The organism is Bosea sp. AS-1, from assembly GCF_002220095.1.
Taxonomy (GTDB): domain Bacteria; phylum Pseudomonadota; class Alphaproteobacteria; order Rhizobiales; family Beijerinckiaceae; genus Allobosea.
Window position 1 is genome coordinate 4,796,515 of the sequence record NZ_CP022372.1, and the last position, 14,137, is coordinate 4,810,651.

Genomic DNA, 14,137 nt, shown 5'->3' on the forward strand with positions numbered 1-14,137 from the left:
CGCCCCGGCGGCGCAGCGGCCCGGCTGGATGCAGCGCGCCGCCTCGCACCCCAACATCGCCGGCGGCCTCGCCGTGCTCGCCCTGCTGATCCTGGTCGCGATCTTCGCGCCCTGGCTCGGCACCAAGGACCCCACGGCGGTCTCGGCCTTCGATCGTGCCAAGCCGCCCTCCGCCGCCTTCTGGTTCGGCACCGACCTGCTCGGGCGCGACCTCTATTCGCGCGTCCTCTACGGCACGCGGGTCTCGCTCATCGTCGGCTTCTCGGTGGCGCTCGGCTCGACCATCCTCGGCGTGCTGATCGGCGTCTTCGCCGGCTTCATGCACCGCTTCGACGCCATCGTGATGCGGGTGATGGACGGGCTGATGGCGATCCCCTCGATCCTGCTCGCCATCGCCCTGATCGCGCTCAACCGCGCGTCGATCTGGAACGTCATCCTGGCCGTGACCATCGCCGAGACACCGCGGGTCGTGCGCCTCATCCGTGGCGTCGTGCTCTTCCTGCGCGAGGAGCTCTATGTTGAAGCCGCGCGTTCCGCTGGCGCCAGCGTTCCGTGGCTGGTCTTCCGCCACATCCTGCCGAACACCTTCGCGCCGATCGCGGTGCAAGCCACCTATATCTGCGCGGTCGCGATCCTGGCCGAAGCCGCCCTCTCCTTCATCGGGGCCGGGGTGCCGCCGAGCACGCCCTCCTGGGGCAACATCATGGCCGAAGGCCGGGCACTCTGGCAGATCAAGCCCTACATCATCTTCTTCCCGGCGCTGTTCCTGTCGTTCACCGTGCTGGCGATCAACATGCTCGGCGACGGCCTGCGTGATGCGCTCGACCCGCGCCTGCTCAAGAGGATGTAGCTGCAAAGCTCCTCCCCAGGGGAGCGGCTCGGCTGCTCCCGATGGAAGAACTGGCCCCGTCGCGACGACACCGGCGGGGCCTCCTTTTTTGCGTACAAACTGCTACGCGGCCGGCGGGGCGCAGCAACCGCCGGTCATAGCCGGCCGGGCAAGCGCCCCTGGGTGCTCCCTCAGTTTGACTCTGGCGGCTCGTAAGCCTGAATCGGCGGCAGGTTTCCATCGAAACGCTCGACCTGGACCGTGGTGAGCTGGCCGGTGCAGCCCTGGGCTAGCGCCGAGGTACCAATATCCCGCGTCAGCACGTTGGGATTGCCGTGAACACAGAGGGACTTTTCCTCCGTCGGATCGGCCGGATCGTACCAGGCGCCGGTCGGGAGCTGGATCACGCCGGGGCGGATGCCATCGGTCAGCGCGACGCCGGCGAGGCAGGCGCCGCGCTCGTTGAAGAGGCGCACGATATCGCCGTCGGCAATGCCGCGACGGGCCGCATCCTGCGGGTGCATGCGCGCGACTTCGCGGCCGCGATGCTTCGCCGCCGTGCTGTGGCCGCCGAAATCGAACTGGCTGTGCAGGCGCGTGCGCGGCTGGTTGGCGACAAGGACGTAGGGCGCGGCGTCATCGGGTACGTGGACGGGGCCGAGCCAGGTCGGATGGCCGGGACAATCCGCCTCGCCGAAGCTTGCGATGGTTTCGCTGAAGATTTCGAGCTTGCCGCTCGGCGTCGCCACCGGGTTCTGTTCCGGGTCGTCGCGGAAGGCACGCAGATTGCCTCCGTCGTCCGGCTGCTGCGGCAGCTCGTAGCCCTCGCTCGCCCAGAACTCCTCGAAGCTCGGCGCCGGCAACCCCTTGGCTGCCAGCCCGGTACGGGTCGGCTCGTAGAGATATTCGAGCCATTCGCGCACACTGCGCCCCTCGGTGAAGGCTTCGCGCGCACCAAGGCGCTCGGCCAGATCGGCGAAGACGGCGTAATCGTCGCGCGCCTCGCCATAGGGCGGGACGACCGGGCGCATCGGCAGCAACAGCGGATCGTTGGAGCTCGCACCGATGTCCTCGCGCTCCAGCGTCATCGTGCAGGGCAGGACGAAATCGGCGTGGCGCGCCGTCGCCGTCCAGGCGAGCTCATGGACGACGAGCGTGTCGAGCCGGGCGAAGGCCTTGCGCAGGCGGTTCAGGTCCTGGTGATGGTGGAAGGGATTGCCGCCGGCCCAGTAAACGACCTTGATTTCCGGATAGCGGCGCGTCTCGCCATTGTAGCGGTAGCTCTCGCCGGGATGGAGCAACATGTCGGCGATGCGGGCAACCGGAATGAAGTCGGAGACGCCGTTACGCCCCTGCGAGAAGGTCGGCACCGGCACCGCGTTGAAGCGGCGCCCGTAATAGGCGATGGCACCGAGCGCATAGGCATAGCCGCCACCGGGCAGACCGATCTGGCCGAGCGCTGCCGCCAGAACCATGCCCATCCACACCGGCTGCTCGCCATGCTCGGCCCGCTGCAGCGAATGCGAGACGACGATCACCGCGCGCTTGCCGGCGAGCCGCCGCGCCAACGCGACGATCTCGTCGGCCGCAACGCCAGTGAGCGGAGCGGCCCAGGCGGCATCCTTGGGCTGACCATCGGTCTCCCCAAGCAGATAGCGTTCGAAGACCGGCCAGCCGACGGTGTAGCGTTCGAGGAAGGCCCGGTCGTGCAATCCTTCGGTGACGAGCGTGTGGACGATCGCCATCATCAGCGCGGTGTCGCTGGCGGGGATCGACGAAACCCACTGCGCTTTCGCTTCGTCCGGCAGATCGGCCTTGAGCGGGCTGACCAGCACGAATTCGCAGCCGCGCTCGGCCGCGCGCTGCATCGCACCGCGCTCGACATGCTTGCTGACGCTGCCGCCAGCGACCATTGAGTTCTTGAGCGCCATGCCGCCGAAGGCAAGCACGATCTCGCTGTGCTCGGCGATCTGTTCCCAGGAGACGTTGCGTTTGGTCAGGTCCTCGTATTCGCCGATGATGTGCGGCACCAGCACCTGCGAGGAGCCGGAAGAGTAGCTGTTGACCGATTTGACGTAGCCGCCACAGGCGACGTTCAGGAAGCGGTGGATCTGGCTCTGCGCATGGTGGAAGCGTCCCGCGCTCGCCCAGCCATAGGAACCGCCGAAGATCGCGCCGGGGCCGAAGCCGTCGCGAACGCGCAGAAGCTCCCCTCCCAGCAGATCGAGCACTGCGCTCCAGGACATCGGCACGAACTCATCGCTGCCGCGGCGGGCGTCCGGCCCCGGGCCGTTCTCCAGCCAGCCGCGCCGGACCATGGGCTGGGCGATGCGCGCGCGGTGTCGCAGCGCGCTCGGAAAATTCTCGATGATTCCGTTTGGATCGGGATCGGCGGCATGAGGCCGGACTTGAAGCTCACCATCATGCATGCGGGCCTGAAACACGCCCCAATGCGAGGTATGCGGCTGAAATCCGTTCCCGCCCTCATCGTCCAGAGACATCCCGGTCGCTCCATCCCGTCACGATCTTCACGACGCCCCCCGACACAGCCCAGTGTCAAGCGATCGTCGCAGTCCTCATTAACGGCAGCAGGCCGCTGAGCGCCAACGCATTCGCAATGGGCACGCATGTTTTGGGGACATGCCAACCGAGCCCCTGCCATGAAGCCAAGGACGGATTGACAGCTCAGAGCTGCATCTATTTAACATGATAAATAGATGCAGCGGCGATGCGATGGCGGACAGCACTTGTCGGCCAGGCGAGGCGCCCAGCAACGCCTCCCCCCGTCTGCGGGTCAGCCGCGCGCCCCGTGGCGCCGTTTGCAAGGAAACATCCCTTGGTTTCGAAGTTCGTCAGTTTCGCCCATGGCGATGAAGCGCGTTATGGCCTGGTCGTCGAAGGCGGCGTCGTCGACCTCTCGGCCCGTCACCGGGCGCAATGGCCTACGCTGCAACATGTCGTCGCGGGCGGAGCCTTCCGAACCCTCGCCGAAAAGGGGGCCGCATTGGCTCCCGACATGCCGCTCGATGGTATCCGCTACGAGCTTCCTTCGCTCGCCCCCGAGAAAATCATCTGCGTCGGCGTGAATTTTCCCGACCGTAATGCGGAGTACAAGGACGGCAAGGAAGCGCCGCCGAATCCGTCGCTGTTCCCGCGCTTCCTGCGCTCCTTCACAGCCCATGACCGCCCGTTGATCCGCCCGCCCGAAAGCGAGCAGCTCGACTATGAGGGCGAGATCGCGATCGTGATCGGCAAGGCCGGCCGCCGCATCGCCGAGCGCGATGCGTTGAACCACATCGCAGCGCTGACGCTGTCCAATGAAGGGACGATCCGCGACTGGGTGCGTCACGCCAAGTTCAACGTCACCCAGGGCAAGAACTTCGACCGGTCCGGCTCCCTTGGACCCTGGCTGGTGCCCTTTACCGACGAGGCGCAGATCGCCGACATCGCGTTGTCGACCCGGGTCAATGGCGAGGTCCGCCAAAGCGACCGGACCAGCCGCATGATCTTCTCCTTCCGGAAGATCATCGCCTACATCTCGACCTTCACCACGCTCGTCCCCGGCGACATTCTCATCACCGGCACGCCGACCGGCGCGGGTGCGCGCTTCGATCCGCCGATCTGGCTGAAGCCCGGCGATGTCGTCGAGGTCGAGGCCGAGGGCATCGGCCTGCTGCGCAACACCATCGCCGACGAGGTCTGACCTGTGCTTTCGCCTGATGACATTCGCTCCGCCGCCCTCGACCTCGACGAGGCCGAGACGACGCGCCTGCAGACCGGCCTGATGTCGCTGCGCTTCCCGCAGATGACGCTCGACGACGCCTATGCGATCCAGGGTACCTGGGTGGAACGCAAACGCGCCGCCGGCCGCCAGGTGATCGGCTGGAAGATCGGCCTCACCTCCAAGGCGATGCAGTACGCACTCAACATCGACACGCCCGATTCAGGCGTGCTGCTCGATGACATGCGCTTCGAGGATGGCAGCACCATCGCGAAAGATCGCTTCATCCAGCCACGGATCGAGGCCGAGATCGCCTTCGTGATGAAATCCGACCTGGAGGGTCCGAACGTCTCGGTCTTCGATGTGCTGAACGCGACGGACTACGTCACGCCGGCCCTTGAGATCCTCGACACGCGCATCCTGCGCGTCGATCCGCAAACCAAGCAGGCGCGCACCATCGTCGACACCGTTTCCGACAATGCCGCCAATGCCGGAATCGTCATCGGCGGGCGCGCCATGCGACCTGACCAGGTCGACCTGCGCTGGGTCGGCGCGATCGTCTCGCGAAACGGGCAGGTCGAGGAAACCGGGCTGGGCGCCGGCGTACTGAACCACCCGGCACGCGGCATCGCCTGGCTGGCCAATCGACTGGCGATTTATGGCGCGCATATCGAAGCGGGGCAGATCGTCCTGGCGGGCTCGTTCATCCGACCGATCGAGGCGCGGCACGGCGACACCATCGTCGGCGATTACGGGCCGCTCGGGTCCGTGAGCTGCTTCTTCGAATAAGCGCTGGCTTCGGTCCGGTGCCAGTCGATGCCAGATAATTAACTTGATAATTAACGTGTTATATGTCACCTCGGCCGCCTGCGGGGCGGCTCGCCCGCCGCACCCGCTTGGTGACGAACACTGGGGGAGGGCTGAATGCTCCGAAATCTGCGCAACACCTGGACGCTGGCCGCCGGCTGCCTGATGCTGGCCGCAACGGCGGCCTCGGCCGAGAGCGGCGCGACGCAAAAGGCCATCGCCGCGCGCGGCGCGCTCAATTGCGGCGTCTCCAGCGGCGTCCAGACCGGCATGAGCACGCTCGACAGCAACGCCAAATGGTCCGGCTTCGAGGTGGATTTCTGCCGCGCGGTCGCAGCCGCCACGCTCGGGGACGCCGAAAAGATCAAATACGTGCCGCTCGAGATCAAGACGGCCTTCGCCACCCTGCAGTCGGGCGGCATCGACGTGCTGGCCCGCACCGCAACCCACACCTTCATCCGCGATGTCGAACTGAACGTCGAGTGGCCGGGCGTCTATCTCTATGACAGCCAGGGCTTCCTGGCGAAAAAGTCGCTCGGCGTGAAGAGCGCGAAGGAACTTGAAGGCGCCTCGATCTGCGTCTCGGCCGGCTCGAACTATGAGCTGAACCTCGCCGACTTCTTCCGCAAGAACAACATGAAGTTCACCCCCGTGGCCGCGAATACCCGCGACCAGAACGAAAAGAACCTGGCGTCGGGCCGCTGCGACGTCTACGCCAACGTGCTCAGCGCACTCGCAGGCGCGGTCTCAAAGCTCGGCAACCCGAACGACTGGGTCGTGCTGCCGGAACTGATCTCGATGGAGCCGATCGGTCCCGTCGTGCGCAAGGATGACAGCCGCTTCCGCGACACCATCGCCTGGACACTGAACGCACTGATCGCAGCCGAGGAGCTGGGCATCACCCAGGCCAATGTCGACGAGATGAAGAAGAGCTCGACCTCCCCGGAGGTCCAGCGCCTGCTCGGCGCGACCGGCGATTTCGGCACCAAGCTCGGCCTCGACAACGCCTGGGCTTTCAACGCGATCAAGGCCGTCGGCAACTATGGCGAGATGTTCGAGCGCAATCTCGGTGACAAGAGCCCGATCAAGCTGCAGCGCGGCCTCAACAACCTCTGGAACAACAAGGGCCTGATGTCCTCTCCGCTGCTGCGCTGAGGCACGACGACAGAGGCCGGTGCCCACACGCCGGCCTCCTATCCTCCGACGAGTTGCGACACCGCCAACGATGACCGTCTCATCCGCCGCTTCCCTGCCGACCAGCCGCCCGCGCTTCGGGCGCCGGCGTGTCATGGGTTGGCTCTATCAGGGGCTGCTCGTCGCGGCACTGGTTCTCCTCGCTTTCGTGGCGGTCGGGAACCTGCAGGACAATCTGGCGGCGCGCGGCCTGAAGCTCGGCTTCGACTTCCTCTGGCAGGAAGCCGGCTTCGAGATTGCTTTCCACCTCATTCCCTACTCGGCCAGCGACAATTACTGGCGGGTCTTCCTGATCGGCATCACCAACACGCTGCTGGTCACCGTTCTCGCCATCGTCTTCTCGACCATTCTCGGCTTCGTCATCGGTATTGCACAGCTCTCCGGGAACTGGGCGATGTCGCGCGCCGCGCGAATCTATGTCGAGATCGTGCGAAACCTGCCGCAGCTCCTGCACATCCTGATCCTCTATAATGTCGCCCTGCGGGCCCTGCCGGCGCCGCGCGCGGCCGTCTCGCTCGGCGATGCCGTCTATCTCTCCAATCGGGGCATCCTCGTCCCGGCGCTGACGACCGACCGGCCCGGGCTGCTCGTCCTTACGATCCTGATCGCCCTGGCCACCGCGCTCGCCCTGTTCCGCAGCCTGACCGCCTATGCCGAGCGCAGCGGGCGGCGCATCAGTGCCTGGCTGCCGTCTCTGGCGATTCTCCTGCTGCTGCCGGCGCTGGCCGTCGGCCTGAGCGGCGCCCAGATCGGCGTGTCGCTGCCGCACCTCAAGGGCTTCAACTTCACCGGTGGCTGGGTGCTGGTTCCGGAACTGTCGGCGCTGGTGATCGCCATGGCAATCTACAACGCCGCCTTCATCGGCGAGCTCGTCCGCGCCAGCATCGAGTCGGTCAACAAGGGCCAGCGCGAGGCGTCCGCCGCGATCGGCTTCGGCTGGTGGCAGACGCTGCGCTTCATCGTCATCCCGCAAGCGATACGCGTGCTGCTGCCGCCGTTGTCGAACCAGTATCTGAACATCCTCAAGGGATCTTCGCTCGCCGTGGCGATCGGCTATCCGGACCTCGTCGGCGTGTTCACCGGCATCAGCATCAACCAGACCGGCCGCGCCATCGAGATCGTCGCCATGACCATGGCCGTCTACCTCGCGATCAGCCTGCTCATCGGCGCGCTGATCAACCTGTTCAACCACATGACCAGGATCGTCGAACGGTGACCGACGCAGCCACATTGCCGGCGGGCCGGGTGCGGCCGGTGCCCGGAAGCGCGGGCGCTCCCCTCGGCCGGTTTCTGTCCTGGCTGCAGCGGCGCGTCTTCGCGTCCTGGCGGGATGCACTTCTCTCGCTCATCGTGGTTGCGGTGCTCGGCGCCATCGCCTGGGCGATCGTGCCCTGGGCCTTGTTCGACGCGACCTGGAGCGGCGCCAGCCGGGCCGACTGCACCGGGTCGGGGGCCTGCTGGGCCTTCGTCTCGGCCAAGGCCTCTCAATTCATCTACGGCTTCTATCCCCAGGCGGAGCGCTGGCGGCCGAACATCGCTTTCGCGCTGCTGGTCGCGGGCCTTGTCTGGCTGATGGTGCCGCGCATCCCGGCGAAGAACTATGCCGGCTTCTTCATGATCGTCGTGCTGCCGGTCGCGACCTTCCTGCTGCTGCATGGCGGCTTCGCCGGGCTGTCCGTGGTGCCGAGCGATCAGTGGGGCGGTCTACTCCTGACGCTGATCCTCGCGGTCTCCGGTATCACCTTCTCACTGCCTTTCGGCGTGCTCTTCGCACTCGGCCGGCGCAGCCGGATGCCGCTGATCCGCTGGTTCTGCATCGGCTTCATCGAGTTCTGCCGTGGCGTGCCCTTCCTGACCGTGCTGTTCATGGCGATCGTGATGCTGCCCTTCTTCCTGCCCTCGGGCACGAAGCCGGACCCGCTCGCGCTCGCCGTCGCCGGCATCATCTTCTACGAGGCCGCCTATATGGCCGAGGTGGTGCGCGGTGGGCTGCAGGCGTTGCCGAAAGGCCAGTACGAGGCCGCGATGGCGATCGGCTTCGGCTACTGGCGGACGATGTTCCACATCATCCTGCCGCAGGCCGTCCGCAAGGTCGTGCCGGGGGTGGTGAACACCACGATCTCGCTGCTGAAGAACACGACGCTCGTCATGGTGGTCGGCCTGTTCGACCTGCTCAACATCGTCTCGGCCGGCGTCTCCGACCCGCTCTGGGCCGGTTCCCAGGCCGAGGGCTATTTCATCGTCGGCCTGGTCTTCTGGCTGATGAGCTTCGGGCTCTCCTGCTACAGCCGCGCCATCGAGGCCCGCTTCGCGCGCGCCGAGCGCTCGTGAACGGATCATCGCGCCATGGACAATCCCCTCATCCGGCTCGCCAGCGTCAACAAATGGTACTCGCAGTTCCATGTCCTCCGGGACATCGACCTCGAGGTGAAGCAAGGCGAGCGCATCGTCGTCTGTGGGCCATCCGGTTCGGGAAAATCGACGATGATCCGCTGCATCAACGGTCTCGAAGCCTATGAGCAGGGTACGATCACCGTCGGTAACGAGCGCGTCTCGCAGGACGACGACAATATCGAGAAGATCCGCCAGCGCGTCGGCATGGTCTTCCAGAACTTCAACCTGTTTCCGCATCTGTCGATCCTCGACAATCTGACGCTGGGGCCGATCAAGCTGAAGCGCATGCCGCGCGCCGCGGCCGAGGCACGCGCGATGGAGCTGCTGGAGCGCGTCCATATCGGGCATCAGGCTCGCAAGTTTCCCAACCAACTCTCGGGTGGCCAGCAGCAGCGCGTCGCGATCGCCCGGGCGCTGGCGATGGAGCCGAACGTGATGCTGTTCGACGAGCCGACCTCGGCGCTCGACCCGGAAATGGTCAAGGAGGTGCTCGACGTGATGATCGAGCTCGCCGGCACCGGCATGACCATGATCTGCGTGACCCATGAGATGGGCTTTGCCCGCGCCGTGGCCGACCGCGTCGTCTTCATGGCCGACGGCGCCATCGCCGAGATCGGCGTGCCGGACAGCTTCTTCTCCGCGCCCCGCACCGAGCGGGCCCGCCAGTTCATCCAGCAGGTCATCCACTGACCGGCAAAACGCCGGCCACGCCAAGCCACGCCTTCCGGAGTCCCTTCCCGTGACGTCCTCGCCCTCCTACCCCTATCGCCTGCGCCTCCCCGGCCCGATCTCGATCCCCGAGCGCATCCGCCAGGCGACGGCGCGCCCGATCGTCAACCATCGCGGCCCGGAAATGCGCGTGGTGCTCGCAGAGATCCAGCGCCTGATCCAGCCGCTGTTCGGCACGAAGGCGCCGGTTCTGACCTTCGGCTCCTCCGGCACCGGCGTCATGGAAGCGAGCCTCGTCAACGTGCTGGCACCGGGCGAGAAGGTGCTTGCCCTCACACATGGCCAGTTCGGCGACCGTTACGCCCAGATCGCGCGTGAACTCGGCGCAGAGGTCGACGTCATCGAAAGCGAATGGGGCTGGGCGCCCGACCCGGCCGTGGTCGCAACCAAGCTCGAGACGGCGAACTACCGCGCCCTCATCACGGTCCATAACGAGAGTTCGACCGGCGCGGTGACCGACCTCGCCGCGATCGGCGCACTGCTGCGCGACCGCGATACGCTGTTCCTCGTCGATTCCGTCAGCGGGCTTGCCGGCATGGAGTTGCGGCAGGACGAATGGGGCGTCGACATCGTCGTCACCGGCTCGCAGAAGGCGCTGATGTGCCCGCCCGGCCTCGGCTTCGCCAGCGTCAGCGAGAAGGCCCGCAAGGTGATCGAGCGCGACGACCGCTGCCCGCGCTTCTATCTCGATATGCGCAAGGCGCTCGCCACCGTCGACAAGCACGAGACCGCCTTCACCTGCCCGGTTTCCCTGCTGTTCGGCATGCAGGAGGCGCTGCGTACCATCCATGAAGAAGGCCTGCCGCAGGTCTTCGCGCGACACAAGCGGCTTTCGGCCGCCCTGCGCGCGGGCTGCGTCGCGCTCGGCCTGCCGGCCTTCGGCGACCCCGCCACCGCCTCGCAAACCGTCGTCGTCGCCTCCGTCCCCGAGCCGCTGACGGCCGGCCCGATCGTCAAGCACATGTACGAGACCTACAACACCGTCATCGCCGGCGCCCGCAACAAGCTGAACGGCCGGGTCGTCCGGATCGGCACGATGGGGCAGATCAGCGAAGCCGACATCCTGACGGACCTTCACTATCTCGAACTGAGCCTGACGGCGCTCGGCCATAAGGTGCCAGCGCCAGGCTGCGGCGTCGCCGCGGCCAGCGCCTCCCTCCGCTGAAGACCACGGAACCGTTGCCATGCCTCACATCTGGGTCGAATATTCCAGCAATCTCGAGGCCAGCGTCGATATTCCGGCGCTCCTCAAGACGGTGCAGGACGCCTTCATCGACGATGGAACGATCTTTCCGTTTGCAGGCGCTCGCACACGCGGCGTCCGCGTCGCCAACTACCTGATCGTCGATGGGCATCCCGACAACGCCTTCGTGCATGTGCTGCTACGGGTGGCCAAGGGCCGCTCCGAGGCGGACAGGAAGGAGGCGGGCAGCCGCACCTTCGCGGCGGTGAAGGCCTTTCTCGCGCCGGTTCTCGCGTCGCGACCGCTCGGCATCTCCGTGCAGATGGAAGAAGCCGACGAAACGCTGAACTTCAAGACCAGCAATTATCGCGATTACCTGAAGCAGCGTGGCATCCCTGAAAAGGTGGTAGCCTGACGCGCGGGCGGTGACTCCAGCGTCAGATTCGCGCGGCTTCGATCCCGGGAGTTTCCATGTCCAATCCTCTGCAGCGGCCTTCCGGACCCGCACCGCGTGATGCCGACCAGGCTGCGGCGCGCGTCCGAATCCGGCATTTTTCGAAATCGCTGCCTATGTCGCTGCTGAAGGCGCGCGAAGCGGTCATGCGTCATTTCCGAGCGAGCCTCAGGCGCTTCGGCATTACCGAACAGCAATGGCGCGTGCTGCGCGCCTTGACCTCCGGCGAGACATTTGAGGTGACCGAGCTGGCCGAAGCGACCTTCCTGCTCGCCCCCAGCCTGTCGCGCATCCTCAAGGACCTCGACGAAAGGGGGCTCATTCTCCGCCGAGCCTCGCCCACGGACCTGCGCCGCGGCATCGTCTCGATCTCGCCGCTGGGCCTCGAGCTGATCGCCCGCGCCGGCACCGAGTCCGAGGCCATCTACCGCGAGATCACCGGGCGATACGGCAGCGAGCGCCTCGCCGAATTGCAGAGCCTGCTCCGGCAACTCGAGGAATGCCTGGACGGCCCAGAGATCGCCGGCTGAACCGGCTGGACAGGCGGCTTGGATCGGCAGATCACTAGGTGACCTCGCCGGAGACCCGCGCCATGTCGCTCGATGTCTATGCCGCCTATCTCATTGCCTGCATTGTCATCATCATCGTTCCGGGGCCGACCGTCACGCTGATCGTCGCCAACAGCCTGAAGCATGGGACACGCGCGGGCCTCCTCAACGTGGCCGGAACCCAGGCCGGGCTCGCGATCATGATCGTGGTCGCCGGCATCGGGCTGAGCTCGGTCATCGCGGCGATGGGCCACTGGTTCGAATGGCTGAGGCTTGCCGGCGCCGCCTATCTGATCTGGCTAGGCTGGAAGATGTTCCGCGCCGCCGGTGCCGGTATCGAAGGCGCTGCGCCGGCGAAACCGCCGCGCGGCGGTTTCTTCCTGCAAGGTGCATTGGTCGCCTTGAGCAATCCAAAGATGATGCTGTTCTTCGGCGCCTTCTTCCCGCAGTTCCTCGATCCCACCCGAGACCACGCCACCCAGATCGCGCTCATGGGCGCGACGGCTCTGGCCTTCGCCGCGCTGAGCGACGGCACCTATGCCATGCTGTCCGGCCGGGCGGGGCATCTGCTCTCGCAAAGGCGCGTCCGGCTGATGTCGAAGTTCAGCGGTAGCCTGCTGATCGGCGGCGGCCTCTGGCTCGCCTCGACCCGGGCGAATTGAGCGGGCGGCGCCTCACCAGGCAATCTTCTCGCCCTTGTAGTCACGAAAACTGTTGGTCTCGGCCATCCCCGAAGCGTCGATGGTGCGGATCAGACCGGCCGCGCTTTCGGCCGGCGTGATGTCGGCGCCGCCGCCGCCCATATCGGTCTGGACCCAGCCCGGATGGAACAGCAACACGGCAACGTCCTTCCCTCTGACGGCGTTGCCGAACACCACCATGGCCATGTTCACCGCCGCCTTCGATGAGCGGTAGATCAGCGCGTTGCCGGGATTGGCGCCGATCGAGCCCATGCGGCTCGAGATCGTCGCGATCTTGCGTCCCTTCCCCGCCTCGACATTCGGCAGGAAAGCCTGCGCCACCCGAAGCGGCGCATAGACATTGACATCGAAGACCTCGCGCCAGGCATCGAAATCGAGATCGAGCCCGCTCTGCCGATCGCGCGGCCCATAGACCCCGGCATTGTTGAGCAGTACGTCGATGGCGCGACCGGCAAGCGCGTCCTTGGCGGCCGCCACGCTCGCATCGGAGGTGACATCGAGTTCGAGCGGCGTGAGTTGGCCTGGATACCGGGCAGCGAATTCCACCAGCGCCTTCGCGCGCGGATCGCGTACTGCCGCGATGACATGGTCGCCCCGGCGCAGGAGTTCTGTCGCGATGGCCAGCCCAATGCCGCGATTGGCGCCGGTGATCATCCAGGTCTGAGGCATGAGCGTTCTCCGTGACGAAGGCTGGAGGTAAGGCCTGCCGGTCCCTATTTCCAGATCGGTAGTCCCTCCCCCGAACCGTTGGGAAAGGCCTTCGACATGGCCGACGAACAGCAGATCCGCTTCAATGACGGCGCCGCCTATGAGGAGATGATGGGCAAGTGGAGCCGCCTCGCCGGAGATATCTTCCTCGACTGGCTCGCCCCGCCCGAAGGCCTGCGCTGGGCCGATATAGGCTGCGGCAACGGCGCGTCGACACAGTTGATCTTCGATCGCTGCGCGCCGTCCGCACTGAGCGGTATCGACCCGTCGCCGGGGCAACTGGACTATGCCCGCAAGCGCCCGGTCGCCGCCTTCGCGGAATTCACGCAGGGCGACGCCATGGACCTGCCCTACCCGGACCGGAGCTTCGACGCCGCGGTCATGGCGCTCGTGATCTTCTTCGTGCCGGATCCGGCCAGAGGCGTGGCGGAGATGGTGCGGATCACGCGCCCCAACGGCATCGTCGCCGCCTATGCCTGGGACATGCCGGGCGGCGGCTTCCCGCTCGACCCGGTTCTGGCCGAGCTCAAGGCGCTCGGGATGACGCCGCCGCGCCCGCCGAGCGCCGATATCTCACGCATCGACAGCATGGCCGCGCTCTGGACACAGGCCAGGCTGCGCGATGTCGAGACGCGCGAGATCAGCGTACGCCGTCACTTCGCCGATTTCGATGCCTTCTGGCATGCGAGCACGCTGGGTGCGACCGTCGCCCCCACCCTTGCTGCCCTGCCCTCCCGGACGGTGGCCGAGCTCAAGGACAAGGTCCGCGCGCGCATCACCATCGCGGGTGACGGCAGTGCGTCCTATGTCGCGCGGGCCAACGCCGTGAAAGGTCGGGTGCCGGCACAGGCCTGAAGCACCGAACGTCT

The 14,137-nt window shown here is 66.3% G+C and carries 14 protein-coding genes; 12 read left to right on the forward strand and 2 right to left on the reverse strand.

All coding sequences use genetic code 11. The features are described 5' to 3' along the window. Positions 1–28 precede the first annotated feature (28 nt). On the forward strand, positions 29–850 hold the full coding sequence (locus tag CE453_RS24500; RefSeq protein WP_089176957.1) for an ABC transporter permease: 822 nt from the start codon (positions 29–31) through the stop codon (positions 848–850). A gap of 170 nt (positions 851–1,020) precedes the next feature. On the opposite strand, the gene CE453_RS24505 is transcribed toward CE453_RS24500, so the two are convergent. Then, on the reverse strand, positions 1,021–3,330 hold the full coding sequence (locus CE453_RS24505) for a molybdopterin guanine dinucleotide-containing S/N-oxide reductase (protein WP_198302199.1): 2,310 nt from the start codon (positions 3,328–3,330) through the stop codon (positions 1,021–1,023). A gap of 335 nt (positions 3,331–3,665) precedes the next feature. On the opposite strand from CE453_RS24505, the gene CE453_RS24510 reads away from it, so the two are divergent. The 10 genes from CE453_RS24510 to CE453_RS24555 all read left to right on the forward strand — a co-directional run bounded on the left by CE453_RS24510 (position 3,666) and on the right by CE453_RS24555 (position 12,521). After that, positions 3,666–4,532: a fumarylacetoacetate hydrolase family protein gene (locus CE453_RS24510; RefSeq protein WP_248307869.1), complete on the forward strand. Its 867-nt coding sequence runs from the start codon at positions 3,666–3,668 to the stop codon at positions 4,530–4,532. Between the two features lie 3 nt (positions 4,533–4,535). Next, the gene (hpaH, locus tag CE453_RS24515) at positions 4,536–5,339 is read left to right on the forward strand and encodes a 2-oxo-hept-4-ene-1,7-dioate hydratase (RefSeq protein WP_089176959.1); all 804 of its coding nucleotides are present in this window, start codon (positions 4,536–4,538) and stop codon (positions 5,337–5,339) included. Positions 5,340–5,474: 135 nt separating this feature from the next. Then, positions 5,475–6,512: an amino acid ABC transporter substrate-binding protein gene (locus CE453_RS24520; RefSeq protein WP_089176960.1), complete on the forward strand. Its 1,038-nt coding sequence runs from the start codon at positions 5,475–5,477 to the stop codon at positions 6,510–6,512. 70 nt (positions 6,513–6,582) lie between these two features. Further along, positions 6,583–7,767 (forward strand): amino acid ABC transporter permease, encoded by a 1,185-nt coding sequence (locus tag CE453_RS24525; protein WP_089176961.1) that lies wholly within the window; start codon positions 6,583–6,585, stop codon positions 7,765–7,767. After that, positions 7,764–8,882 carry an amino acid ABC transporter permease gene (locus CE453_RS24530; protein ID WP_248307870.1) on the forward strand — a complete coding sequence of 373 codons (1,119 nt, stop codon included), beginning with the start codon at positions 7,764–7,766 and terminating at the stop codon, positions 8,880–8,882. The genes CE453_RS24525 and CE453_RS24530 overlap by 4 nt, the downstream gene beginning before the upstream one ends. Before the next feature lie 15 nt (positions 8,883–8,897). Further along, positions 8,898–9,635, forward strand: a complete 738-nt coding sequence (locus CE453_RS24535) for an amino acid ABC transporter ATP-binding protein (RefSeq protein WP_089176962.1) — start codon at positions 8,898–8,900, stop codon at positions 9,633–9,635. Positions 9,636–9,684: 49 nt separating this feature from the next. Further along, positions 9,685–10,839: a pyridoxal-phosphate-dependent aminotransferase family protein gene (locus CE453_RS24540; protein ID WP_089176963.1), complete on the forward strand. Its 1,155-nt coding sequence runs from the start codon at positions 9,685–9,687 to the stop codon at positions 10,837–10,839. Between the two features lie 19 nt (positions 10,840–10,858). After that, positions 10,859–11,272, forward strand: coding sequence for a 5-carboxymethyl-2-hydroxymuconate Delta-isomerase (locus CE453_RS24545; RefSeq protein ID WP_089176964.1), 414 nt, complete (start codon positions 10,859–10,861; stop codon positions 11,270–11,272). Between the two features lie 56 nt (positions 11,273–11,328). After that, a complete protein-coding gene (hpaR, locus tag CE453_RS24550) occupies positions 11,329–11,841 on the forward strand; it encodes a homoprotocatechuate degradation operon regulator HpaR (protein ID WP_089176965.1) in 513 nt (170 codons plus the stop codon). A gap of 62 nt (positions 11,842–11,903) precedes the next feature. Continuing rightward, on the forward strand, positions 11,904–12,521 hold the full coding sequence (locus tag CE453_RS24555) for a LysE family translocator (RefSeq protein WP_089176966.1): 618 nt from the start codon (positions 11,904–11,906) through the stop codon (positions 12,519–12,521). 12 nt (positions 12,522–12,533) lie between these two features. Here CE453_RS24555 and CE453_RS24560 read toward each other — a convergent pair whose 3' ends face one another. Then, the gene (locus CE453_RS24560) at positions 12,534–13,229 is read right to left on the reverse strand and encodes an SDR family oxidoreductase (protein WP_089176967.1); all 696 of its coding nucleotides are present in this window, start codon (positions 13,227–13,229) and stop codon (positions 12,534–12,536) included. A gap of 96 nt (positions 13,230–13,325) precedes the next feature. Here CE453_RS24560 and CE453_RS24565 point away from each other — a divergent pair, with 96 nt between their 5' ends. Continuing rightward, positions 13,326–14,123, forward strand: coding sequence for a class I SAM-dependent methyltransferase (locus CE453_RS24565; protein WP_089176968.1), 798 nt, complete (start codon positions 13,326–13,328; stop codon positions 14,121–14,123). The last annotated feature ends 14 nt before the right edge of the window (positions 14,124–14,137 follow it).

Coding starts and splice junctions, on each gene's coding strand:
- CE453_RS24500 (WP_089176957.1), top strand. CDS start 29: ATGCAGCGCGCCGCCTCGCACCCCAACATCGCCGGCGGCCTCGCCGTG.
- CE453_RS24505 (WP_198302199.1), bottom strand. CDS start 3,330: ATGTCTCTGGACGATGAGGGCGGGAACGGATTTCAGCCGCATACCTCG.
- CE453_RS24520 (WP_089176960.1), top strand. CDS start 5,475: ATGCTCCGAAATCTGCGCAACACCTGGACGCTGGCCGCCGGCTGCCTG.
- CE453_RS24525 (WP_089176961.1), top strand. CDS start 6,583: ATGACCGTCTCATCCGCCGCTTCCCTGCCGACCAGCCGCCCGCGCTTC.
- CE453_RS24535 (WP_089176962.1), top strand. CDS start 8,898: ATGGACAATCCCCTCATCCGGCTCGCCAGCGTCAACAAATGGTACTCG.
- CE453_RS24545 (WP_089176964.1), top strand. CDS start 10,859: ATGCCTCACATCTGGGTCGAATATTCCAGCAATCTCGAGGCCAGCGTC.
- hpaR (WP_089176965.1), top strand. CDS start 11,329: ATGTCCAATCCTCTGCAGCGGCCTTCCGGACCCGCACCGCGTGATGCC.
- CE453_RS24555 (WP_089176966.1), top strand. CDS start 11,904: ATGTCGCTCGATGTCTATGCCGCCTATCTCATTGCCTGCATTGTCATC.
- CE453_RS24560 (WP_089176967.1), bottom strand. CDS start 13,229: ATGCCTCAGACCTGGATGATCACCGGCGCCAATCGCGGCATTGGGCTG.
- CE453_RS24565 (WP_089176968.1), top strand. CDS start 13,326: ATGGCCGACGAACAGCAGATCCGCTTCAATGACGGCGCCGCCTATGAG.